This window comes from Microbispora sp. GKU 823 (assembly GCF_002027145.1).
GTDB lineage: Bacteria > Actinomycetota > Actinomycetes > Streptosporangiales > Streptosporangiaceae > Microbispora > Microbispora siamensis.
The window spans coordinates 58,323-78,040 of sequence record NZ_MWJN01000020.1 but is presented as its reverse complement, the minus strand read 5'-3'; the positions used below and the strand labels follow the sequence as shown (position 1 = coordinate 78,040).

The 19,718-nt window shown below is 70.1% G+C and carries 26 protein-coding genes and 5 pseudogenes; 17 read left to right on the top strand and 14 right to left on the bottom strand.

Annotated elements, in window-relative coordinates; translation table 11 throughout:
* Positions 1-197: 197 nt before the first annotated feature.
* Positions 198-563 (bottom strand): STAS domain-containing protein, encoded by a 366-nt coding sequence (locus B1L11_RS13480; RefSeq protein ID WP_179155125.1) that lies wholly within the window; start codon positions 561-563, stop codon positions 198-200.
* A 319-nt stretch (positions 564-882) separates the two neighbouring features.
* On the opposite strand from B1L11_RS13480, the pseudogene B1L11_RS13475 reads away from it, so the two are divergent.
* Positions 883-1,296 (top strand): annotated as a pseudogene (locus B1L11_RS13475) (ester cyclase); the annotation flags it as partial.
* A gap of 63 nt (positions 1,297-1,359) precedes the next feature.
* Here B1L11_RS13475 and B1L11_RS13470 read toward each other — a convergent pair.
* The 4 genes and pseudogenes from B1L11_RS13470 to B1L11_RS50650 form a co-directional block, all read right to left on the bottom strand.
* The gene (locus tag B1L11_RS13470; RefSeq protein WP_179155124.1) at positions 1,360-1,701 is read right to left on the bottom strand and encodes an STAS domain-containing protein; all 342 of its coding nucleotides are present in this window, start codon (positions 1,699-1,701) and stop codon (positions 1,360-1,362) included.
* A gap of 146 nt (positions 1,702-1,847) precedes the next feature.
* The gene (locus tag B1L11_RS13465; protein WP_143737236.1) at positions 1,848-2,390 is read right to left on the bottom strand and encodes an ATP-binding protein; all 543 of its coding nucleotides are present in this window, start codon (positions 2,388-2,390) and stop codon (positions 1,848-1,850) included.
* Positions 2,391-2,392: 2 nt separating this feature from the next.
* The gene (locus B1L11_RS50655; RefSeq protein ID WP_079314781.1) at positions 2,393-2,581 is read right to left on the bottom strand and encodes a DUF5999 family protein; all 189 of its coding nucleotides are present in this window, start codon (positions 2,579-2,581) and stop codon (positions 2,393-2,395) included.
* A 61-nt stretch (positions 2,582-2,642) separates the two neighbouring features.
* Positions 2,643-2,885 (bottom strand): annotated as a pseudogene (locus tag B1L11_RS50650) (YciI family protein); the annotation flags it as partial.
* 137 nt (positions 2,886-3,022) lie between these two features.
* Here B1L11_RS50650 and B1L11_RS13450 point away from each other — a divergent pair.
* Positions 3,023-3,808, top strand: coding sequence for a DUF1963 domain-containing protein (locus tag B1L11_RS13450; RefSeq protein WP_079314780.1), 786 nt, complete (start codon positions 3,023-3,025; stop codon positions 3,806-3,808).
* A gap of 462 nt (positions 3,809-4,270) precedes the next feature.
* On the opposite strand, the gene B1L11_RS13445 is transcribed toward B1L11_RS13450, so the two are convergent.
* Entirely contained in the window at positions 4,271-5,359 is a 1,089-nt protein-coding gene (locus B1L11_RS13445) for a HAMP domain-containing sensor histidine kinase (RefSeq protein ID WP_079314779.1), read from the bottom strand.
* A gap of 390 nt (positions 5,360-5,749) precedes the next feature.
* Here B1L11_RS13445 and B1L11_RS13440 point away from each other — a divergent pair, with 390 nt between their 5' ends.
* The 3 genes and pseudogenes from B1L11_RS13440 to B1L11_RS50640 all read left to right on the top strand — a co-directional run bounded on the left by B1L11_RS13440 (position 5,750) and on the right by B1L11_RS50640 (position 8,254).
* The gene (locus B1L11_RS13440) at positions 5,750-6,424 is read left to right on the top strand and encodes an ABC transporter ATP-binding protein (protein WP_256862506.1); all 675 of its coding nucleotides are present in this window, start codon (positions 5,750-5,752) and stop codon (positions 6,422-6,424) included.
* Positions 6,425-6,429: 5 nt separating this feature from the next.
* Positions 6,430-7,548 (top strand): annotated as a pseudogene (locus B1L11_RS53945) (ABC transporter permease); the annotation flags it as partial.
* 205 nt (positions 7,549-7,753) lie between these two features.
* A complete protein-coding gene (locus B1L11_RS50640; RefSeq protein WP_256862509.1) occupies positions 7,754-8,254 on the top strand; it encodes an FtsX-like permease family protein in 501 nt (166 codons plus the stop codon).
* A 58-nt stretch (positions 8,255-8,312) separates the two neighbouring features.
* On the opposite strand, the pseudogene B1L11_RS13425 reads toward B1L11_RS50640, so the two are convergent.
* Together B1L11_RS13425 and B1L11_RS48200 are read right to left on the bottom strand one after the other, a co-directional pair.
* Positions 8,313-8,585, bottom strand: a pseudogene (locus tag B1L11_RS13425) (hypothetical protein); the annotation flags it as partial.
* A 63-nt stretch (positions 8,586-8,648) separates the two neighbouring features.
* Positions 8,649-9,311, bottom strand: coding sequence for a hypothetical protein (locus tag B1L11_RS48200; RefSeq protein ID WP_218671084.1), 663 nt, complete (start codon positions 9,309-9,311; stop codon positions 8,649-8,651).
* A 538-nt stretch (positions 9,312-9,849) separates the two neighbouring features.
* Between B1L11_RS48200 and B1L11_RS13415 the strand changes: the two genes are divergently transcribed.
* The 4 genes from B1L11_RS13415 (at position 9,850) to B1L11_RS13405 (ending at position 11,616) form a co-directional block, all read left to right on the top strand.
* Entirely contained in the window at positions 9,850-10,155 is a 306-nt protein-coding gene (locus tag B1L11_RS13415; protein WP_079314775.1) for a hypothetical protein, read from the top strand.
* A 199-nt stretch (positions 10,156-10,354) separates the two neighbouring features.
* Positions 10,355-10,690: a hypothetical protein gene (locus tag B1L11_RS13410; protein ID WP_079314774.1), complete on the top strand. Its 336-nt coding sequence runs from the start codon at positions 10,355-10,357 to the stop codon at positions 10,688-10,690.
* A gap of 40 nt (positions 10,691-10,730) precedes the next feature.
* A complete protein-coding gene (locus tag B1L11_RS45160; protein ID WP_143737233.1) occupies positions 10,731-10,913 on the top strand; it encodes a hypothetical protein in 183 nt (60 codons plus the stop codon).
* Positions 10,897-11,616 (top strand): TetR/AcrR family transcriptional regulator, encoded by a 720-nt coding sequence (locus B1L11_RS13405; RefSeq protein WP_179155123.1) that lies wholly within the window; start codon positions 10,897-10,899, stop codon positions 11,614-11,616. Before B1L11_RS45160 ends, B1L11_RS13405 begins: the two co-directional genes overlap by 17 nt.
* Positions 11,617-11,659: 43 nt before the next feature.
* Here B1L11_RS13405 and B1L11_RS54770 read toward each other — a convergent pair.
* A pseudogene (locus B1L11_RS54770) lies at positions 11,660-11,728 on the bottom strand (hypothetical protein); the annotation flags it as partial.
* Here B1L11_RS54770 and B1L11_RS54765 point away from each other — a divergent pair.
* Complete coding sequence (locus B1L11_RS54765) at positions 11,705-11,932, top strand: flavin reductase family protein (RefSeq protein ID WP_372974670.1); 228 nt, start codon at positions 11,705-11,707, stop codon at positions 11,930-11,932. The pseudogene B1L11_RS54770 and the gene B1L11_RS54765 overlap by 24 nt on opposite strands.
* A gap of 117 nt (positions 11,933-12,049) precedes the next feature.
* On the top strand, positions 12,050-12,580 hold the full coding sequence (locus B1L11_RS13395) for a GNAT family N-acetyltransferase (RefSeq protein ID WP_079314771.1): 531 nt from the start codon (positions 12,050-12,052) through the stop codon (positions 12,578-12,580).
* 125 nt (positions 12,581-12,705) lie between these two features.
* Here B1L11_RS13395 and rpmF read toward each other — a convergent pair whose 3' ends face one another.
* The 5 genes from rpmF to rpmG are packed head-to-tail and all read right to left on the bottom strand — an operon-like array spanning position 12,706 to position 13,820.
* On the bottom strand, positions 12,706-12,876 hold the full coding sequence (rpmF, locus tag B1L11_RS13390) for a 50S ribosomal protein L32 (RefSeq protein WP_079314770.1): 171 nt from the start codon (positions 12,874-12,876) through the stop codon (positions 12,706-12,708).
* 2 nt (positions 12,877-12,878) lie between these two features.
* Positions 12,879-13,178, bottom strand: a complete 300-nt coding sequence (gene rpsN / locus B1L11_RS13385; RefSeq protein ID WP_079314769.1) for a 30S ribosomal protein S14 — start codon at positions 13,176-13,178, stop codon at positions 12,879-12,881.
* The gene (gene rpmB / locus B1L11_RS13380; protein ID WP_079314768.1) at positions 13,178-13,414 is read right to left on the bottom strand and encodes a 50S ribosomal protein L28; all 237 of its coding nucleotides are present in this window, start codon (positions 13,412-13,414) and stop codon (positions 13,178-13,180) included. The genes rpsN and rpmB overlap by 1 nt, the downstream gene beginning before the upstream one ends.
* Complete coding sequence (locus tag B1L11_RS13375; protein ID WP_079314767.1) at positions 13,414-13,659, bottom strand: type B 50S ribosomal protein L31; 246 nt, start codon at positions 13,657-13,659, stop codon at positions 13,414-13,416. The genes rpmB and B1L11_RS13375 overlap by 1 nt, the downstream gene beginning before the upstream one ends.
* A complete protein-coding gene (gene rpmG, locus B1L11_RS13370; protein WP_079314766.1) occupies positions 13,656-13,820 on the bottom strand; it encodes a 50S ribosomal protein L33 in 165 nt (54 codons plus the stop codon). Before rpmG ends, B1L11_RS13375 begins: the two co-directional genes overlap by 4 nt.
* 75 nt (positions 13,821-13,895) lie before the next feature.
* Here rpmG and B1L11_RS13365 point away from each other — a divergent pair, with 75 nt between their 5' ends.
* The 6 genes from B1L11_RS13365 to B1L11_RS13340 all read left to right on the top strand — a co-directional run bounded on the left by B1L11_RS13365 (position 13,896) and on the right by B1L11_RS13340 (position 19,713).
* Positions 13,896-15,035 (top strand): GTP-binding protein, encoded by a 1,140-nt coding sequence (locus B1L11_RS13365; RefSeq protein ID WP_079314765.1) that lies wholly within the window; start codon positions 13,896-13,898, stop codon positions 15,033-15,035.
* Positions 15,032-15,256: a 30S ribosomal protein S18 gene (gene rpsR, locus B1L11_RS13360; RefSeq protein WP_079314764.1), complete on the top strand. Its 225-nt coding sequence runs from the start codon at positions 15,032-15,034 to the stop codon at positions 15,254-15,256. The genes B1L11_RS13365 and rpsR overlap by 4 nt, the downstream gene beginning before the upstream one ends.
* Positions 15,257-15,261: 5 nt before the next feature.
* Positions 15,262-16,197 carry a (4Fe-4S)-binding protein gene (locus B1L11_RS53940; protein WP_079314814.1) on the top strand — a complete coding sequence of 312 codons (936 nt, stop codon included), beginning with the start codon at positions 15,262-15,264 and terminating at the stop codon, positions 16,195-16,197.
* A 128-nt stretch (positions 16,198-16,325) separates the two neighbouring features.
* Positions 16,326-17,915: an ABC transporter substrate-binding protein gene (locus tag B1L11_RS13350; RefSeq protein ID WP_079314763.1), complete on the top strand. Its 1,590-nt coding sequence runs from the start codon at positions 16,326-16,328 to the stop codon at positions 17,913-17,915.
* Entirely contained in the window at positions 17,912-18,865 is a 954-nt protein-coding gene (locus tag B1L11_RS13345) for an ABC transporter permease (protein WP_079314762.1), read from the top strand. Before B1L11_RS13350 ends, B1L11_RS13345 begins: the two co-directional genes overlap by 4 nt.
* Complete coding sequence (locus B1L11_RS13340) at positions 18,862-19,713, top strand: ABC transporter permease (RefSeq protein ID WP_218671083.1); 852 nt, start codon at positions 18,862-18,864, stop codon at positions 19,711-19,713. The genes B1L11_RS13345 and B1L11_RS13340 overlap by 4 nt, the downstream gene beginning before the upstream one ends.
* The last annotated feature ends 5 nt before the right edge of the window (positions 19,714-19,718 follow it).

Genomic DNA, 19,718 nt, shown 5'->3' with positions numbered 1-19,718 from the left:
ATCCAGGGCGAACCCGATCGGTGCGAACGCCCTGGCCGCGGCGAGCGTCACCCGGATCTTTGCCGAGAAGATCTCCACCCGCGCCACCAGGCGGCCCGAACTCGAGCGGGCCGTCGGCCTCGCCCGCGACCTGCGCGCCTCCGGCCAACCACCACGGCGGCCGGTGAGGCGGCCCGGTGACCTCGCCCTGGCCGACGCTACTGGGCGGCCACGTCCAGTGCAGCGGCCACCTGCGGGTGAATATCGAAGAGGCTGTCCAACCCGGTCAGCTCCAGCACCTGGATCAGATGTGTCCCGGCGCCGGCCAGCATCAACCGGATATCCCTCGCGCGGCTGTCCCGGCAGGCATCCACCAGACCGCTCAGCCCGGCCGAATCGCAAAAGACGACCTCAGCCAGGTCCACGACGACAACCGAGACGCGCGGTAGCTGCCAGACGCCCCCCAGCCGGGTACGCAGCAACGCAACCGACACGGCCGTGAGCTGACCGGCGACTCGTACCACGATGACGCCGGCGCCCTGGCCGACGGCGACGGTGAGGACCGGCTCGGGATCGACTGGCATGCGGAACTCCCTCACGCCTGCGGGGACAGGGCAGGAACGTGGCCCCCAACTACCCATCGGTCTGGTGGGCGAACGTCGCCCAGGCGCCGGAGTGGGTGACGGTGCCGGTGTAGAGGCCCCGGGGCGGCGGTGGAGGGATGGTGACGACGAGTGCCGGCGCCAGCTGGCGGAGGTGGGGGTGCCGACCAGCTTTCGGGAGGAGACCAGTGGGTGTGTAAGCCCCTCGAACGCCGCCCGCCTAGGCTGGGAAGTGACCGGACAGGGGTGACGGGTGCGGTGACACGGGCACGGGAGATCATGGACCAGCTGGCACGGTGCTTTCGACGCCCATGACGTCGAAGGCGCGGTGCGGCTGTTCCATTCGCGGTGCGCGCTCGTGGGCCCGTGGGGCACGGCGGACGGGCGTGCGGAGGTCGCGTCGTATCTGGAGGACTTCTTCGCCGCCTTCCCGGATTCTCACCGCTCGACCTGGCTCCAGATCGACGTCGGCGACTACGCGATCAACGAGGTGACGCTGACCTGCACGCACAGGGGTCCGCTGCTGCTGCCGAACGGTGAGCAGGCCCAGGCGACGGGGCGTCGCGTCCACCTGCGCACCTGCGAGATCGTCACGGTGGAGGACGGGCTCGTGATCAGCTTTCAGTCCTACTTCGACCAGCTGGAGCTGCTCGCGCAGCTCGGCCTCTACCCGCCGCCCGCCGCCCGCCCACGTACTGGCCCATCTCCGGATTAAGGCACCCCACGCAGGCCGCCGGCACCGCCCGCCTGCGCGGCCAGCCTGGACAGGAAACGGGGGTCACAACTGCGTCGTGGCGTGCTCCACGGTGTCGGACTGGGCAAAGGCGCGTTCAAGCCCGGTCAGGCTCAGCACCCGGGCCAGCATCCCGCGCACATCGGCCAGCACCAGGCGACCGCCGCCGGCGACGCACCGGTCCTGCAACCGCAGCAGCAGCCGCAAGCCATAGGAGTCGCAGAAGGTCAACGCGCCCACATCCAGGATCACCTTCCGCTGGCCCGCCTCGTACTGCGTCATGAACGCGTCGTTCAGGTGTGCGGCGGTGGCCATGTCGAGCTCCCCGTCGAGGGCAAGCACCGCGTGGGGCGGATCGCGGTGGACGGCGATATGCAGCCTGCTCATCTCATCCTTCCCGATCATGTCAGGCACGACCTGCATCAGTCACGGGGCACTCGCTCAAGCCCCGGTGGCAGGGCTGCGGTCGGCGCATCGCGCTCCGCTGATCACGGCGGCCTGCTCCTGCCCCCTCGCCGGGAGAGAGGCGGCCGTCAACGGCGGGCGTAGGACGGCAGCTCGAACCACATGATCTTGCCGCTACGGGTGCGATCGGTGCCCCAGCAACAGGCCAGCGAGTCCAGCACGTGCAATCCCCGGCCGCTCTCGTCGTCCGGGGCGGGCCAGCGCATCTTGGGGATCGCCCCGTTGCAGTCCTCGACCTCACAGCGCAGCAGCCCATTCACCGTCGACAGCCGGATGGTGAGGTCGTCGCAGCAGGTGTGGCGCAGCACGTTCGTGACCAGCTCGCTCACCAGGAGCTCCGCCTCGTCGGACAGGTAGTGCATGCCCCACGCGCTCAGTCGCTTTCGGATCAGGTGGCGGGCCCGGCCGCATGAGGTGGCCTGCGCGGGCAACCGCCAGGACGTCACCTCGACGTCGGGGCCGTCCGCGAGCTGGATCGCCAAGTCCTCGACCCGCCGTCGCAGCGTTTGCCAGCGGTGACGGAAGGAAGAAGGGCGGCGCCGCGGGCCGTTGGTCGCCTCGCAGTGGTGCGCGGCCGGCATCGGCTGGTTCCGGAGGGGGGAGTAGATCACGTTCACAGTGCACACCCCGCAAACTCGCAGGCGAGGCTGCTGTGTGCGTTGGCCGTACGCTCGCCGCTGCCGTCGCAGAGCACCACGCCGTTGCCCAGCCGTCCCCGGCCCTGCCGAAGGTGGCAGGCGATCAGGCGGGCCGCGTCACGGTCGGGAGCATTCGTCGGCGGGCACTGCGGGTGCCGGCACATGATTGATTCCCCCTGGCTGTCATGCGTTCTTTAGACACTTCCACACTGCCTTGGCCTGCCTTTAGGCAGGCAGGGGGAAAACCCCCATATCGATACCTGTTCGAGGCGTACCCAGGTAGTGGGTGCTAGCTGGGTAGGAGACAGGTCCAGCCGCTTCCGGCGCTCGGCGGCTGGGCAACTCGACCAGCTCCTGTTTCGAGACGCTGTCGAGCAGGAAGAAGCCCTCGAACAGTTCCTTGGTCTCGCCGTACGGCCCGTCCGTGACCACGGGCGCCTCGCCGCTGAAGTCGACCACGACGCCCTGGCCCGGATTGGTAGGCCAGCGAAGTGGCGCCGAAAGTGACCGACATCCGGCTCCCGTTCTCGCGGACAAAATCAGACGTCGAACCACGCATAACGCGATGGCCCACATGAACCGAATGACGGCCATAGGGTCGTCCCATGACTGACACGGAAACCGTTGACGAGACCCCGGCGGCGAGGGCCGCCCGCTTTCGTGCGGAGGCCGCCGCACGGGGGATTCCGGCCGCCGAGGTGGAGGCGTACATACGCACCGCCCGCCCGGCGGTCTACCTCGCGGAGGACGGCCCCGGCCCGGTGGTGGCGCTGACCGGCGGGAACCCGCCGCTGCCGGAGGGCGCCTCCGCGCCGGTGGCGGCGTTCGTCGCGGCCGTCGACTGCGCGGCCCTGCCGCCCGGGGCGACGGATCTGCCGCTGCCTACCGAGGGTCTGCTGTTGTTCTTCGCCGATCCCGATCCGGGCAGTGGGGCGGTGGTCGCCGACGCCGTGCGGTATGTACCGGCAGGGACGCTGTCGGCAGAGCGACCGGTCGACCCGGACGGCGGTCGGGACACCTACCGCCGGGCGCGGCTGGACTTCTGCTTCCATCAGTGGTCGTGGCCGTGGCGCGAGGAGGACGACGACGAGGAGTCGCAGCGGGCCGCCGAGTTGGAATCCGCCTGGTCGCACGTGGTCGGCTGGCGCCCTCACTGGCGCTTCCAGCTTGGCGGTGAGCCGGTCCTCTTCAACTGGGACCCCGTCGAGGTCGCCCGGGACGAAGTGCCGCTGCCCGTCGCGGACGGCGACGAGTGGAGGCTGCTGGCCACCTGGCGCGGTGAAGACGACTGCGAGGAGCTGGAGGCGGGCCTCTTTCACTGGGTGATTCGCCGCGCCGACCTGGCCGCTCTCCGCTTCGACCGGGTGTACGTGTACGTCGACGCCTTCTGACCGCCCTGGCATCCGACCCCTAGCCTCGCGCTTTCATGCGCGCCCAGCAGGACAGGAGGTGACGCCGTGACATAGCGGCGGATCCTTATGCTCGGCGTCGCCTACCGGTGGAAGTCCGGTCCGGGTAGCTGCCAGGAGGCCCGGTAGCAGACGGGCGGCGTCAGGGGGAAACGCCTGGCGTGGAAGCCCGGTGTCGAAAGCCCCGCTGGGGGAGCGACTATGCGGCCCGTAGCATGACGCGAAGCCCGCGGCGTCGTTGGAGGTCCTGCCCGTGAGGAAGGGGGGTGATGTCCCGCCGAGTGGTGTGACTCGCTGCTAAGGCGACCACCGGCGTGACCACCTCCAGGGCTGATGTGACAGATGACACCACCGAGTCGGCCGGCCGGGGCGAGCGGCGAGCTGGGCAGACGCAGCCGATCCGCGCCATATGTGACAGGTGATGGAGATTCTGTGTCACGTGTATCACTCGGCTGTTCCTCCTGCGGGGGATGCATCCTCCGATCTTGCGAAAACCACGACGAGCTCCAGCCCGCCGCCCGGGTTGGGGTTCGCTCGTACGTCGGCCCCGTGGGCCTTCGCGATCGCTGCGACGATCGACAAGCCGAGCCCGGCACCCTGTCCGGGGGTCGTGTGGAGCCGTCTGAAGGGCTTGAAGAGGTCGCCGAAACGTTCCCGGGGCACGTGCGGGCCGGTGTTACGGACCGTCAGCGCTCCATGGGAGAGCGTTACCTCAACGGTTCCGCCGGGATGGTTGTAGCGGACCGCGTTGTCGAGGAGGTTGGTGACGAGCCGGTTCAGCAGGACAGGGTCCCCGTCGACGACGAACGGCTCTGCCCGCACCGTCACGATGACGCCGTCCGCATCTTTTTCCGCCAGGACGCGCCGTACCACCTGGTCCAAGGCCACCGGACTCCTGTTGTCCAGGCCGTGTTCCGCCCGGGCCAGGACCAGCAAGGCGTCGATGAGGTTCTCCGCGCGGCGGTTGTGGCGCAGGAGGGTGTCGCGGATCTCGCCGACGTCCTCGGGAAGCCCGATCTCGATCGCCGCCCGCTGGACGGCCAGCGGAGTCCGCAACTCGTGGGAGGCGTTCGCGATGAATCGCTGCTGCCCTTCGACGGAGCGTTCGAGCCGGTCGAGCATCGCGTCGAAGGTGTCGGCCAGTTCCTTCAGCTCGTCCTTTGGCCCGGAGAGTGCGATCCGTTCGTGCAGGGTCGACAGGGATAGTCGCTGCGCGGTGGCGGTGATCCGGTGGAGGGGCTGCAAGATCCGCCTGGCGATCAGCCATCCGACGGCCAACGAGACCAGTGTCAGGGCTCCGACCGACAGCACGGTTGCCTGCCACTGGTAGCCGATCACGTTGTTCACCAGTTCGGGCAGCTGTGGCAGCCGATCGTTCGGCACGACCCGCGGCGGCGCCGCCCCTCCTTCGGACAGCCGGGCGATCCGCGCGCCCAGCGGCGCGCCGCCCCGGTGGGCGCCGCCCCTCCGCCGGACAGCCAGGCGATCCGCGCGCCCAGCTTCGTGCTCGTCTTCGGCCACCAGAGTGCGCACCCGACGTTCATACTCGAACCGGGGTTTCAATGGCGTTAACGGATTCGTTCACGACCGTGCAACCCGCTTCAGGCCACGCTGGCGGCCATGATCAGAGCCCTCTGCGCGGCTCCTGGTGTCGGCCACGACGTCCCAGTCGGCGTCCCCATCGGCCATCCCAGACGGGGGCCGCACCGCCGGTACGGCGCCACCGCCGCAATCGGCACCGCTGACATCGGTGAACACGCTCCGGCAGGCGGAGGGTCGCCTCGCGAGGTGACGCGGCTGCTCGGCGTAGTAGCGCACGGCATGTGAGCAGAACTGGACCTATCGGAAGGAGTGAATCGTGAGCAATGCCGGCCCGTACTGAGCGCCCGCGGGCTGCGGAAGGAGCATGGCAAAGGGGAAGGATTGGTACACGCCGTCGACGGCGTCGACCTTGACGTCAGCGCGGGAGAGACGGTGGCGATCATGGGGCCCAGCGGCTGCGGTAAGTCCACACTGCTGCACCTGCTCGGCGGGCTGGACCGGCCCTCGGCCGGCGAGGTGTCGCTGAACGGCCGGCGCATCGACAACATCAGCGAGAAGGCCCTGGCCAGGATGCGGCGTACCGAGGTCAGCTACGTCTTCCAGTCCTTCCATCTGATGGAGGAGCTCACGGCCGTCGAGAACGTCGAGCTGGCGGCGCTGCTCGCCGGACGCTCGCCTCGGGTCGCCCGGCGGCGCGCGGAGGAGCTGCTGGATCAGCTCGGGCTCTCCGGCCGGGCGCGATTCCTGCCCTCCACGCTGTCGGGCGGCCAGCGGCAGCGGGTCGCGGTCGCCCGGGCGCTGAGCAACGAGCCGCTGGTCGTCCTCGCCGACGAACCGACCGGAAACCTGGACAGCGCCGCCACCTTGGACGTCCTCCAGCTCTTCAAGGACCTGCACGAGTCCGGGCAGACGCTGGTCATCGTCACCCACGACGCGCGGATCGCGGCAACCGCGGACCGGAAATTCTCGATGCGCGACGGCGCGTTCGTGGACGAGGCCAGGTTGACCGGCGGCACCACCGGGCAGCTCGGCGCGCTCGTCGGGCTGGACGACTGACCGGAATGGGCCGCATCGTCCTCGTTATCCGCCTGGCCCTGCGAGACCTCCGGCGGCGCCGCACCGAGGCCGCGCTTCTGCTGATCGCCGTCCTGGCCTCCACCACGACGCTGACGCTCGGGCTCGTCCTGCGCGACGCGGCCAGCGACCCGTATCAGAGCACCCGGGCGGTGACCAAGGGACCTGACGTGGTGGCCAGCGTCGGCCAGGCCGACGACCTCGCGGAGCTCGGGAAACTGGCCATCGCCTCCGGCGTCACTGAGCACAGCGGACCGTACCCTGTCATGGCGGCGAAGCTCGAGGCGTCCGGCCGGACGTCGGATGTGCAGGTCGAAGGGCGCGACGCCGCTATCGCAGCGGTCGATCAGCCCGAGGTGACGCAGGGCAGTTGGGTCGGCGACGGCGGCGTGGTGCTCGAGGCCGCCTTCGCCGACTCGCTCGATGTCGGCGTCGGTGACTCGGTCGCCCTGGACGGTAGGTCGTTCAAGGTGGTCGGAGTCGCGGTCACCGCGGCGATGCCACCCTATCCCGGAGCGTCCTGCATCGTCTCCGCCGGCTGCATCAACGGCGCCATCCCGGACGACCGGAATCTGCCGGCGGGGTTGCTGTACAAACCAGGGCTGGCCTGGCTCACCCAGGCGGACGTGCTGAGCCTCGCCTTGGACCGAAGCGCTCTGTCCTACGTGATGAACCTGAAGCTGGCCGACCCGGACGAAGCCCAGGCATTCGTCGACAGGAACGGCGGCCATTATGGCGGCGCCATGCCGATGCAGACCTGGGATAGCATTCTCGCCGACGCCACCGACCTGGCCCGGGACTCCCAGATCCTGCTGCTGATCGGCGCGTGGCTGCTCGGCCTGCTCGCTGTGGCCAGTCTTTCGGTGTTGGTCGGCGGGCGGATAGCCGATCAGACCAGGCGTATCGGGTTGCTGAAAGCAGTCGGCGGCACACCGGGCCTGGTCGCTGCCGTGCTACTCGCGGAGTACCTCCTGGTGGCCGTCGTAGCGGCTGCGGCCGGGCTGACGATCGGAGCGCTGACCGCTCCGTTGCTCACCGAGTCGAGCGCGGGCCTCGTCGGCGGCGCGGGGACGGCGTCGTTGACCTGGTCCACGATCGGTCTGGTGACCGCTGTGGCACTCGGCGTCGCGGTGGTGGCGACCGCTGTTCCGGCCGTGCGCGCGGCCGCTCCAGCACCGTCAGCGCGCTGGCGACGCGGCACGCCCGCCTCGCCGCACCGGCTGGCTGATCACTCTCTCGGCGCGACTACCCGTCCCGCTGCTGCTCGCTCTGCGGGTCGCCGCCCGCCGGCCGCGACGGGTGGTGCTGGGCGTGGTCAGCATCGCGGTCACGGTCAGCGGGATCTACGTCCTGCTGGTGCTCAACGCCTTACTCGGCGAGCAGCCAGGCACCGGCGCATACACCGAAGCTCAGGTGGCGGTGCTGCGGCGCGTGCTCCTCGTCTGGACGGTCATCCTGCTCTCCCTGGCGGCGGTCAACGCCATCGTCATCACCTGGGCGACGGCGCTCGACAACCGGTACGCGTCGGCGCTGGCACGCGCACTCGGCGCAACCCCCCAGGAAGTGACCGTCGCCCTGGCGACCGCGCAGGTGCTGCCCGCGTTCCTCGGCGCTGTCCTGGGTGTCTTCCCGGGAGGTTTCCTGCTGTTCGCCGCCATCAACACGATCACCGGCGGCGACGGCGACAAGGCCACGCTTCCCGCACCCTGGCAGCTGGTCGCCCTGGTGCTGGCAACCGTGCTCGTGGTGGCGGCGCTCACCTCTGTTCCCGCCCACCTTGGCGGACGCCGTCCCGTGACGGCCACTCTCTAAGCCGGCCACCACGGCGATCTCGTCCCCACCGGCCGCTTTCGGCACCTCATGAGGGGGATCAGGCCAGGGCCGCGTGCTGGTAGTGCGTGACCGGTGGCCGGCTCTTTGCGAGCAACTTCCCTAGCCGATTCCGGGAGTGTGCGGGGTTTTCCGTGCGTGCGGCCCGATAGTGGTTCAGGAACATGTCGACACCTGTGGTGATGAGCTGTTCGGTGAAGTCGGCGTCGAGGCGGTCGCCGTAGGCGCTGTGCACGATGTGCGGGTAGAGCACCAGCGCGTAGAACTGGGTGAGCGCCACCCTCACATCCGGAATCTCGAGATCGTCCCGCTTGCTGAGGGCGGCGGGCGAGCGGGGGAGGCGGCGCCCGGGAGAACGCCCGCCTTGCCGCCGCCGTCATGGAGGCCGCCGCCGGCCGGTGACCCCACCCGCGCCTAGGTGGAACCCGACATGGTGGAGCCCTACCTGGTGGCCGCCGAGGGCGGCCGCTTGCCGTTCCGCGTCGACCTGGCGTTGCGCGCCGAACCCGACCGTTCGGAATCGTACGACTCCGTGACGGAAGTTGGGGCCGGGCAGGACGAGGGTGCCGTCGGTCCCGCGGATCTTCAGGTAGGGACGGGTCGTCCGTGCACGTTGAAGCTGGTCTGGCTCCGTCGCATCACGGAGCGCCGTGGTGCCCGGCTGCGGCGATGTGACCTCCCCGATGGGTGCGGTATGAGAACTGCCGGGTGATTGGGCGCGTCTGTCGAGGGCCTGGACCCACTTGACCGCGACCGCGGCGACCTGGATCAGCTCACAGCGCAGGCGGTCGGCGTCGTCCTCGGCGAACGCTTCGAGGACCTCTTCGTACAGGATGTGCCGCCAGGTCAGCCGGCCTTCGGCCGCGGCGTCGGTCACGGCCTGTTTGGCCAGGTCGGCCTCGGACGCGTACGCGGGCCCGGTGCCGTCGGGGTGTTCCTGCAGGCCCCACATCGCATCCTGGGCGGCTCGTTCTGCTGCCACCTCGCTCAGCGCTCGGTTCAGCGACCCGGGCAGGCCGTAGTCGCCAGGCTGCGTCATCGTGTCGGTGTCCTTTCCCTGAATGGCGATCCAGCTGTCAAGCCACAAGTCGGCTGTTGACGGCGTCGAGCAGCTGGATGGTTCCTTTCGGAACCCGGGGTGTGAGATGCGCTCCGACCAGTGGATCCGGCACCGGGAGGCCCGACAGGGGCGGTGGGCAGCGGCGGGGTCCGGCTCAGCTGTCGGCCGGGCCCGGCCATGCGCGCCTTGCCCACTCCGGCGTGCTGCCGTTCGATGGACAGACCCCGCGATCGCACGAGCGCGTCGTCCATGCACGTACGCGCTGGTGTACGACGCCGCCCACGACATGGTCGCGGCCGGCCCCCCGCCCGGCGCGGGCCCCGTGCGCCCAGCGACCATGGGCGGCCCGGAGACCGTCGTCGAGCAGCTCCAGGCGGTGCGCGAGGCGAGCGTGGCATCGCCGACCTCATCTTCTCGGCCGGCCTCCTGCCGCCCGAGGTGTCGCTGGAGTCGGTCAAGCTGTTCAGCAAGGAAGTCATTCCCGCCTTCCGCTGAGCGGTCGCCCCGAGAGGAAATCATGTATCTCAGCATCGGTCCGGACCAGGTCGTGTCCGTGCATGAGGCCGACGACTTCACCCGCCTGCATCTGGAACTGCGCGAGATCGGGCCGGATGCCGCCGGACAGGCCCTGCAGGCCGCCGGGTTGGGGCGGCTGCACGGTCCCGATCACGCGTACCTCGACCTCGCCGCGCTACGCGGCCTGGCGAGCGCTTCGGCCGCCACGCCCGGCTGGGCCGCCGGGTGGGACGCCATGGTCGAGTACGCCCGCCGCAAGGGATGGCTCAGCGCGGACGGCGACGCCGTGCGGGTCCACCTCGCATGACGACCGACACCGTCCCGGTCAGGTCGAAGCGGCGGCACGCGGGCGTCCTGGTCGCGCTCGGCGCGCTGTCCGCCTTCGACCCCCCTGTCGATGGACCTGTACCTTCCTGCCCTGCCGGACCTGGGCCGGGTTCATCTACATCTCGCTCAGCTCGTTCGTCCTGCAGAACGAGTACGAGATCAGCACCCGGCTCTTTTCCGTGATCTTCGCGGTCAACTCGCTCGGCATCGTCCTGGCAGGCAGGCTCAACAGCGTGGGCACCCGTCGGCTGAGCCCGCGGATCCTCCTCGGGGGCGGCATCGAGCGGCCGTCCTGGCCGGGCTGGGGCCTGCCGGTCCTGCTGCCCGCGTTGTTCCTGGTGGTCTCCAGCCTGGGCGTCGTCCTGGGAGCCGCGCAGTTCCTGCTCGGTGCCGTGGTGCCTCCGCTGATCTCCGGTGACGGTGCCACGGCCATCACCTTGACCGTCGGCATCGTCGTCGTCGGCACGCTCGCGCTGGTCGTCCACGCCGGTACGCGCGGACCGACGCGAGCGTGACGGTGACGATCCATGGTGGTCCGGCGCCGACCTGGCTCACGTGAGCAGACGGCGTCGCCGCAAGGGGCGGATCCTGCGCACCGGGATGCTGCGCCTGATGCCCGCCCCGGGCATCGGGAAAGCGATGGGCAGGATAATGGCCAAGGACATGCAGGCCAAGAGCGCCGACGTCGCCGCCCGCCTGATCGGAAAGGACGATCCGCCCCGTGAGTCAGTTGGTTGAGCTCCACTCGCGTAAAGCCGCGCGCATCCTCAGCAGCGCGCGCGAGCTGGTGCTCGACCACGGCGTGGGCAAGGTCACCGTGTCCGAGATCAGCCGGGCGGCCGGTGTCGGCAAGGGGACGGTCTATCTGTACTGGCCGAGCAAGGAAGACCTCCTGCGCGGGCTGTTCGCTCGCGAACTGCTGACCCTGGTGGAGGAGGTCATCGGCCGCCTCACGGCCGACCCCGCCACCGTGCTGCCCCGCCATCTGGCGCCGGCGTTGGTAGGCACCGCGCAGAAGCTGCCCCTGGCGCGGCGGCTGCGGGGCGGCGACCCGGAGCTGCTACGGCTGCTCAGCCCGGAACCTGGGGATCGCGAGCTGTACGCCCGCACCCAGCCCGCCGCCATGTGCACCGCGGTCATGCCGATCCTGCACCGCCACCGTCTGATCCGCCACGACCGTTCCCTCGCCGCCCAGGCCTACGCGCTGCACGCCGTACTGAGCGGATTCTTCACGGCCGTGTCCGAGCCGGAGACCGCTCCCATCGCCGTCGACGATCCGTACGAGGTTCTCGCCGACACCGTGGCCCTGCTGCTCGAACGGTCCGATGCGCCCGGCGAGGAGGCCATCGCCGCAGCCGCCGAAGAGACCATCGCGGTCTTCTGCCAGACCCGGGACGCGGTCCTGCGCCTCATCGAACTCAGCCAAGCCCCCGCCCAATGACCGGGGACATCCGGACCAGCGGGAGGAGGGACTCCCGCTGGATTCAGGCGTTGAGCAGGTCGAGAGCGATGTCGACGATCATGTCCTCCTGGCCGCCGACGAGTCGCCGGCGGCGACCTCGAGATGGGCGGAGGCGATGGGGGCGCCACTGCTGCCCGGCGCGGTGGGCTTCCTGGTCTGCGAAGTGGAGCGGCATGTCGACGGCGGTGACCACGTCGTGCTCCTGGGCAATGTGGTGCACACCAAGGTGGCCGGCGGGCAACCGCCGACCTACCACGGCCGGGTGTTCGGGGCGCACATGGCGCTCGCCGGATAGACGGGAGGTTGGGAACGGCGCGGGATTGTTCACCCAGCCACGCTCATGGCTCGGCCGGTGAGCACCGCGTTGATGCCCACGTTGAACGTCGTCCTACAGGGTTGTTAGCTTGCGCGCATGTCAGATCTGGGACTTGTGGCTTGGCCGCCTGAGCTGATCCGGACCGAGCGGCTCGTGCTCCGTGAGCCCGAGGCGCGGGACCGTACAACATTCATCGAGCTGCTCGCCTCGCCAGAGGTGCACACCTACCTCGGCGGTCCTCGCCCGCGTGACGAGCTTGAGCGTGAGATGCCCGAGGTGCCCGAGCGATGGCCAGGGAGTTTCGTCGTCGAGCTCGACGGGGCGATGATCGGCCAGATCCTGCTCAGGAGAGCAACCGGGCACCGTCGCCCGGCTGCCATGGGGAAGGTCGATCTCGGTTACCTGTTCCTGCCGAAGGCCTGGGGGCAAGGGTACGCCGCCGAGGCGTGCGCGGCGGCACTCGACTGGTTCGACGACGCCCTTCCCGGCGAGCCGGTGGTGCTCACCACCCAGAGCGCCAACGTCGGCTCGATGCGCCTCGCGGCAAAGCTGGGGTTCACCGAGGTCGAGCGGTTCCAGGCCTGGGACGCCGAGCAGTGGCTCGGCCTGCGGCCCCCGGCCACGTGATGGGGCTTCGCGATTGGTGGCCCTCAGTGAGACCCGCCTTCCGGGGCAGGGCGTGACAGTGCGGCCGGGTGGTGCCGCCACCGCTGCCGATTATGGGAATCGAACTGGCGGTGGCGGCGGACGTGTCACGCCGGCGGGTCGATCAGACCGCGTTGGTAGGCGCGGACGAGGCGGCGGGGCACCAGCAGTTCCCGCCCGTTCAGGGTGATCGGGACGAGGTCGGGGCGCTGTGCCTTCCACTGGGAGCGGCGGTGCCGGGTGTTGCTGCGGGAGGTCCTGCGCTTGGGTACGGCCACGGCTACCAGCTCGCCTTCCTGACGCCGGGCAGTTCGCCCCGGTGCGCCATCTCCCGGAATCGGATGCGGGACAGACCGAAGGTGCGCAGGTGGCCGCGGGGGCGGCCGTCGACCGAGTCGCGGTTGCGCACCCGGGTGGCGCTGGCGTCGCGCGGCTGGCGGCTCAGCAGCCGTACGGCCTCGGCCCGTTGCCGGAGCGTGCCGGTGCGGATGATCTCCTTCAGTTCCGCGCGGCGCTCGGCGTGGCGGGCGACGGTCGCCTTCCTGCGCTCGTTGGCTGCGATCTTGCTCTTCTTGGCCATCAGACCTTCTCTCCCCTGGCACGGATCCGCGCGACGGCGTTCTCGATGCCGATCTTGTCGATGGTCCTGATCGCGCGGGCGCTGAGCGTGAGCCGTACGAAACGGTTCTCGCTCGGCAGCCAGTAACGGCGGTGCTGGATGTTGGGGTCCCACCGCCGCCGGGTGCGGCGGTGGGAGTGGGAGACGTTGTTGCCGAAGACCGGCTTGACGCCGGTGAGCTGGCAGTGCGCGGACATCAGCTTCTCCCGTAGCGCTGGTTGAACCGCTCGACCCGGCCGGCGGTGTCCAGGACCCGGTTGCGGCCGGTGTAGAAGGGGTGGCTGGCCGAGGAGACGTCGACGTCCACCACGGGATAGGTGTTGCCGTCCTCCCACACGATGGTCTTGTCGCTGGTGATCGTGGATCGGGTGAGGAAGGCGAAGTCCGCGCCGGGGTCGCGGAAGACGACCGGCCGGTAGTCGGGGTGGATGCCCTTCTTCATCGTTCCTCCCGGAACTCGACGTGGCGGCGGATGGTCGGGTCGTATTTGCGCAGCTTCAGGCGGTCGGGATCGTTGCGCCTGTTCTTGGTGGTCACGTAGGTGTAGCCGGTGCCCGCGCTGGAGCGCAGCTTGATCACCGGTCGTAGCTCGTTTCTGGCCATCCCTCACGTCCTTCTCGGTTGGCGGCTGTGCAATGATAACGACAACGGTTTTCATTTTCATCCTCGGGAGGTCACATGCCCACGCCCGTCGTCCTCGTGGCAGGCCTGTACGGCGACGCCCGGGCGGCCCTGGTCGACCGGTTGCTACGCACCCACCCAGGAGCCGTCGCGATCCACCACGATCTGACCGCAGTCGTCACCGACCGGGTCGAGCGCGTCATCCGCGACGGCTCGGGCGTCCTCGACCGGACCGAGGTGCGCCTGGCCCACGGCTGCGTCACCTGCACCGTCCGCGAGGACCTGCTCCCACAGCTCGTACGGCACGCGAGGACGGCGTCCCTGCTGATCGTCGATCTGTGGGATTCCGTCGAGCCCCGTCCCGTCGCGGAGGCGCTGGGCCATGAGGACGCGGCCGACCTGCTGGCCCTCACCGGCGTGCTGACCGCGCTCGACGCCGGGCTGATGCCGGTGGACATCTGCCGCGGCGAGCGCCTGGCCGAGACCGGGCAGCGTGCCGCCGCGGGTGACCAGCGCTACCTCGCCGAGGTGCTGGCCCGGCAGGTGGAGTACGCCACGGGGCTGTTTCTCGATGGTGGCGACGAGGAGGACATGGAGTTGACCTCCGCGGTGCTCGGCCACCTGGCTCCGCACACCCCGATCTTCTCCACGTCGCTGCCCGAGGTGACCGGCCCCGCTCTGTGCGTCCACGAACTGGGCGAACGAGTGGACCCGGCCACCGCGCAGTTGCCCGGGGACGCGCAGACCGGTGAGATCACCACCGTCGTGTGGTGCCGGCTGCGCCCGCTGCACCCCGGACGCCTGTTCGACGCGGTCGACGAGCTGGTGACCGGCTCCGTCCGGTCCCGTGGCCGGTTCTGGCTGGCCAACCGCCACGGGCGGATGCTGGCCTGGGACGCCGTGGCAGGCGTCGTCTCGATCGAGGACGCCGGACCCTGGCTGGCCGCGCTGCCCGAGGCCGCCTGGGACCTGGTCTCTCCGGCACGCCGCGCCGCCGCCGCCCTGGACTGGAACCCCGTCACCGGCGATCGCATCCAGCACCTGGTCTTCACCGGGCCCGATCTCGACCGCGAGCGCGTCTGCGCTCTGCTCGACTCCTGCCTGCTCACCGAACGGGACGCCCTTCCCGGCTCCGCCGAGTGGGCCGCCTACTCCGACCCGTTCGCCGACTTCATCGACATGAAGGAGATCGCGTGAAGCCCCGCCGTATCCCCCGGAAGAAGACCAACCCGCTGCTCGGGGTCACCTACATCGACTACAAGGACACCGACCTGCTGCGCCGGTTCATCTCCGACCGGGGCAAGATCCGCAGCCGCCGCGTGACCGGCGTGACCGTGCAACAGCAGCGGCAACTCGCCCGGGCCATCAAGAACGCCCGGGAGATGGCCCTGCTCCCGTACGCGTCTCGTCCCCGGTGACTCCGATGACCGATCAATACGAGCGATCCGCGGAATTCGTCGACATCATGCTCGCGGCGCACTGGTCGGCTCTCGCACCCGGGCTGGTGGAGGCACTTCACGGCAGCGTCGGCCCGATCGTCGACGTCGGAGCCGGAGGCGGGCACGGCACCAGGGTGATCGCACAGGCGGTGCCCGATGCGGAGGTCGTCGCCGTCGAGCCGTCACCCGCTTTGCGTTCGGTCCTCCTGGCGAGGGTGAACGAAAGCCCGGAGCTGCGTGACCGGGTGACCGTGCTCCCCGACGGCCTTCTCCACGCCGAGCTGCCGCCTCAGGTGGGTGCCGTGGTCGCGATGAACGTCATCGGACATTTCACCCCTGCCGAACGGCACGTGGTCTGGGACCTGCTCATCCGGCGGCTCCTGCCCGCCGGACGCGCGGTGGTGAACCTCCAACCACCGGCCGCGCCGGTGCAAGTGCCGCAGGCTCGATTCTCCGATCTCCGTATCGGACGACGCCGTTACGAGGGATGGGGCCGTGCCGAGCCCGCAGGTCCCGACCAGATCACCTGGCACATGACCTATCGCACCTTCCAGGACGGACATCTCACCGAGGAAACAGCCGTCGAGTACGCCTGGTGGGTGCTCGGCGAAGACCGGCTCAAGGCGGAACTCGGCGAACACGGCCTTCGGCTCGATCCCACCGGTCCCGCGGAGCTTGGGATGTATGTCATCACAAGAGCACCTGAACAGCCCGGCGTGGCCGTGACGGCGGACGCGCGGGTATGTGTGGGTGCGGGGCAGTGCGTGCTCGCCGCTCCCGACGTCTTCGACCAGGACGCGGAGACCGGTCTCGTCGTCCTCCTGGACGAGGCTCCTCCGACGCCGCTCGCCGACGCCGTACGGCGAGCGGCACACCGGTGCCCCTCGGGAGCCGTCACCGTCCGCAACGAGGTCCGCTGACACCGGGCCGGCCCCGATCCACCGTAGGTGGCTCCCATCGACCGAAACGCCACCGAGCTTCCGCTCCATGAGCGGCCCCCCGCTTCGCCCGGGCTCTCCCATGCCGGGCGCCTGCTTACAGGAGAACCATGTCCAGCCCTCTCAACCGACGCCTCTTCATGCGCCAGGGAGCCCTGGCCGCCGTGGCCATCGCCGCGGGAGGCGGCCTCACCTCCGCTTGCACCTCCAGAGAACCCGCCGCCGCCCCGACTGCCGGTGCCTCTTCCGGCACGCGCCGGGCCGGTGGCACGTTGCGCGCGGCGTTCGTCGGCGGCGGCGCGTCGGAGACCCTCGACTTCTTCAATGGGCCGACCCCGCTCGACCTGGTGCGCGCCCGCGCCTGGCACGGCAGTCTCGGAAATCTCGACCCCACCGCTGAGGACGGCGTGCGCTACGGGGTGCTCCAGGGCATCGACGTGTCGCAGGACCTCAGCACCTACACACTGCACCTGCGGCCCGGTGTGCGGTTCACCGACGGCTCCATGCTGACAGCGGCCGACGTCCTGTACTCGCTGGCGACGCTCGCGGCCGGCAGCACGCTGCCCGTGTTCCGGATGGCCGCGGCCAACTTCGATCTCGCCAAAGCCAAGGCTGACGGCGACCTGAAAGTGGTGTTGCCGACCACCCGCCCGATCGCGGACGGACGCGTGATCCTTTGCCAGGGCAACTTCCTCGTGGTCAAGGACGGCACAAAGCAGTTCTCGGTCGGAATGCCGAGTTGCGGGCCTTTCAAGCTCACGGAGTTCACGGCCGGGCAGGGCGCCGCATTCACGCGGAACGACGACTACTACGGCCCGGCCCCTATCCTCGACGGGCTGGAGCTGCGCTCGATCGCCGATTCCGACGCCCGAGCGGGTGCCCTGACGAGCGGCGAGGTGGATTTCGTCCACGATCTGGCCCCCGTCACCGCGCGCACGCTGTCGGCGAACAGCGCGATCGACATCGTGCCGTCCAGGAGCCCTTATCTGGTCGGCCTGTCCTTCCGGATGAACATGAACGTCAAGCCGTTCGACGACAAGCGGGTTCGTGAGGCGTTCAAGCTCGCCGTCGACCGCGAGGCCATGGTGCGGACGGTGTTCTACGGCAACGCGACCGTGGGTAACGACCTGTCCTCGCTGGGGTTCCCCGACTACGCCGAGGGCCTTCCGCAACGGGACTACGACCGGGATAGGGCCCGCGCCCTGCTGAAGGAGGCGGGTGCCGAAGGAATAGAGGTCGTGCTGACCACCGGACCGGAGACCCCCGGCATGGTGGAGGTGGCCACGCTCTACGTCGAGGATCTCAAGAAGATCGGGGTGAAGGCCTCGCTCAAGGAACTGCCCGCCGGGCAACTCTTCGCCGACTTCGCCGCCTACGCGCGGTTGCCGCTGGCGGCGTCGTACCAGGTGCCGGTCCCCGCCCTTTCGACTTACCAGATCACCACCGCCGGAGGCACTCCCGCGGCGTTCGGCTGGAAGCGACCGGACGTCGACGCGCTCGTGTCCGAGGCCCGCGCGCAGAGCGACCCGACGAAGGCGAAGAAGACCGGAACCGAGGCGCAGAAGAAGCTGTGGGAGGACGGAAACACGGTGGTGCCGGTCTTCAAGCCCTACGTCAACGCTCAGGCGAAGGGCGTGACCGGCGTCCAGGACGACCTGTTCGAGCAGTTCCCCGGCTTTTCCCGGGCGGCTCTGCCGTGAGCTGGGCGGTCTTCGTGGGCCGCCGCCTCGCGATCGCGGCCGCGTCCCTCGCGGTGCTGTCGGGTGTGGTGTTCGCCGCCACGACCGTGCTGCCAGGGGACGCGGTCAGCGCCGTCGCGGGCGCCAACGCCTCCATGGAGGACCGCGCACGCGTGCGGACGAGCCTCGGCCTGGACCGGCCGGTGGTCGAAAGGTACGCCGAGTGGGCGTCCCACGCGCTGCGCGGCGACCTGGGCACCGGGTTCGTCGGGAACCGGCCGGTCACGGAGGTGCTGGCCGCCCGCGTCCCCAACAGCCTGGTCCTGGCCGGGCTGACCCTCGTCGTCGCCGCGCCGCTCGCGGTGCTGCTCGGGCTGTGGTCCGGGCTGCGGGCGGGCGGCGCCGGCGACCGGTGGGTCACGACGACGGCACAGGTGGCGGCGGGGGTTCCGGAGTTCGTTTCGGCGGCCCTGCTGATCACCGTGCTGTCGGTGCACCTCGGGCTGCTTCCCCGGGTCTCGCTGGTGCCGCTCGGCGCCGGTCCCTTCGACGCTCCGCGAACCCTGGTACTGCCCGTCCTCACTCTTACCGGAGTCGTGACCGCGACCGCCACTCGCCTGATTCGCGCGTCGGTGGCGGACGTCGTCGCGTCCCCCTACGTGGAGGCGGCCCGGCTCAACGGGGTGCGAGGCCTCCGCCTGGCGCTGCGCCATGTCCTGCCCAACGCGGCCGGCCCCGCCGTACAGGCACTCACGCTCACCGTCGGCGCGCTGGTGGGCGGCGCCGTGGTCGTGGAGAGGGTCTTCGACTATCCCGGAATCGGCAGGGAGCTCCAACAGGCCGTCGCCGCTCGGGACCTCCCCATGGTGCAGGGCATCGCCATGGCGTCGGCCGCGATGATGTTGCTGATCCTGCTGCTTGGGGACGTCTGCTTCCGGCTGCTCGATCCGATGCGGGGAGAGCGGCGGTGACGGCCACTCTGGAGGCGCAGGTCCGGGCCGGCGGCCCACGGGCGCGGACACGTCGTCGCCTGCTGCTAACCGCCGCGGCGGGGACGATCATGATGGTCGCGATCGCCCTGCTCGGACCCTTGATCGCGCCGTACGACCCGGCCGAACGGCTGGGCCTGCCCTTTCAGGGCCCGGACGGCGGCCACCCCCTGGGCACCGACTTCCTCGGGCGTGACGTGCTTAGCCGCGTGCTGTGGGGAGGCCGGGCGCTCATCCTCACCGCGATCGGCGCGACCGTTGTGGCGACAGCCATAGGGATGACCGCGGGCGTGCTGGCCGGGCTCGTATCACGCCGCACCGGCGAAGCCGTGGCGCGGCTCGTGGACGTGCTGGCGGTGCTTCCCGCGTTGCTCCTCATCCTCGTGCTCGCCGCCGGCTTCCCGGGCAGCGACGTGACCGTGGTGGCCGCCGTCGCGCTCGCCACCGCCCCGTTCTCGGTTCGGGTGCTGGGCGCGGCGACCCGCCGGATCGTGACCACCGGTTACGCCGAAACCACGCTGGCCCGCGGAGACGGCAGGTGGGCCGTGCTGCTCCACGACATCCTGCCCAACATCGCCGGGCCGGCCCTCGCGGACGCGGCGTTGCGCCTGGTCGCTGCCCTCCACCTCACGGCGACGGCCGGCTTCCTCGGACTCGGCCGCGGGGCCCCTGCCGCGAACTGGGGGCGCATGGTCAGCGAGAACCTCTCCGGCGCCTCCCTGTCCGTAACGCCGCTCCTCGCGCCGACACTGCTCCTTGTGCTGCTGTCGGTCTGCGTCGGCCTGCTCACCGACTGGTTCGCCGGTATCGCATCGGGCGGATGCCCGTGAGGGGG

Bases quoted from the DNA above. Each gene is read 5' to 3' on its own strand.
- B1L11_RS13480 (WP_179155125.1), bottom strand. From the start codon at position 563: ATGCCAGTCGATCCCGAGCCGGTCCTCACCGTCGCCGTCGGCCAGGGC.
- B1L11_RS48200 (WP_218671084.1), bottom strand. From the start codon at position 9,311: ATGACGCAGCCTGGCGACTACGGCCTGCCCGGGTCGCTGAACCGAGCG.
- B1L11_RS13395 (WP_079314771.1), top strand. From the start codon at position 12,050: ATGTCAGATCTGGGACTTGTGGCTTGGCCGCCTGAGCTGATCCGGACC.
- B1L11_RS13450 (WP_079314780.1), top strand. From the start codon at position 3,023: ATGACTGACACGGAAACCGTTGACGAGACCCCGGCGGCGAGGGCCGCC.
- B1L11_RS13415 (WP_079314775.1), top strand. From the start codon at position 9,850: ATGTATCTCAGCATCGGTCCGGACCAGGTCGTGTCCGTGCATGAGGCC.
- B1L11_RS13375 (WP_079314767.1), bottom strand. From the start codon at position 13,659: ATGAAGAAGGGCATCCACCCCGACTACCGGCCGGTCGTCTTCCGCGAC.
- B1L11_RS53940 (WP_079314814.1), top strand. From the start codon at position 15,262: ATGACCGATCAATACGAGCGATCCGCGGAATTCGTCGACATCATGCTC.
- rpsN (WP_079314769.1), bottom strand. From the start codon at position 13,178: ATGGCCAAGAAGAGCAAGATCGCAGCCAACGAGCGCAGGAAGGCGACC.
- B1L11_RS13365 (WP_079314765.1), top strand. From the start codon at position 13,896: ATGCCCACGCCCGTCGTCCTCGTGGCAGGCCTGTACGGCGACGCCCGG.
- B1L11_RS13350 (WP_079314763.1), top strand. From the start codon at position 16,326: ATGTCCAGCCCTCTCAACCGACGCCTCTTCATGCGCCAGGGAGCCCTG.
- rpmB (WP_079314768.1), bottom strand. From the start codon at position 13,414: ATGTCCGCGCACTGCCAGCTCACCGGCGTCAAGCCGGTCTTCGGCAAC.
- B1L11_RS50655 (WP_079314781.1), bottom strand. From the start codon at position 2,581: ATGTGCCGGCACCCGCAGTGCCCGCCGACGAATGCTCCCGACCGTGAC.
- rpmG (WP_079314766.1), bottom strand. From the start codon at position 13,820: ATGGCCAGAAACGAGCTACGACCGGTGATCAAGCTGCGCTCCAGCGCG.
- B1L11_RS13470 (WP_179155124.1), bottom strand. From the start codon at position 1,701: ATGAGCAGGCTGCATATCGCCGTCCACCGCGATCCGCCCCACGCGGTG.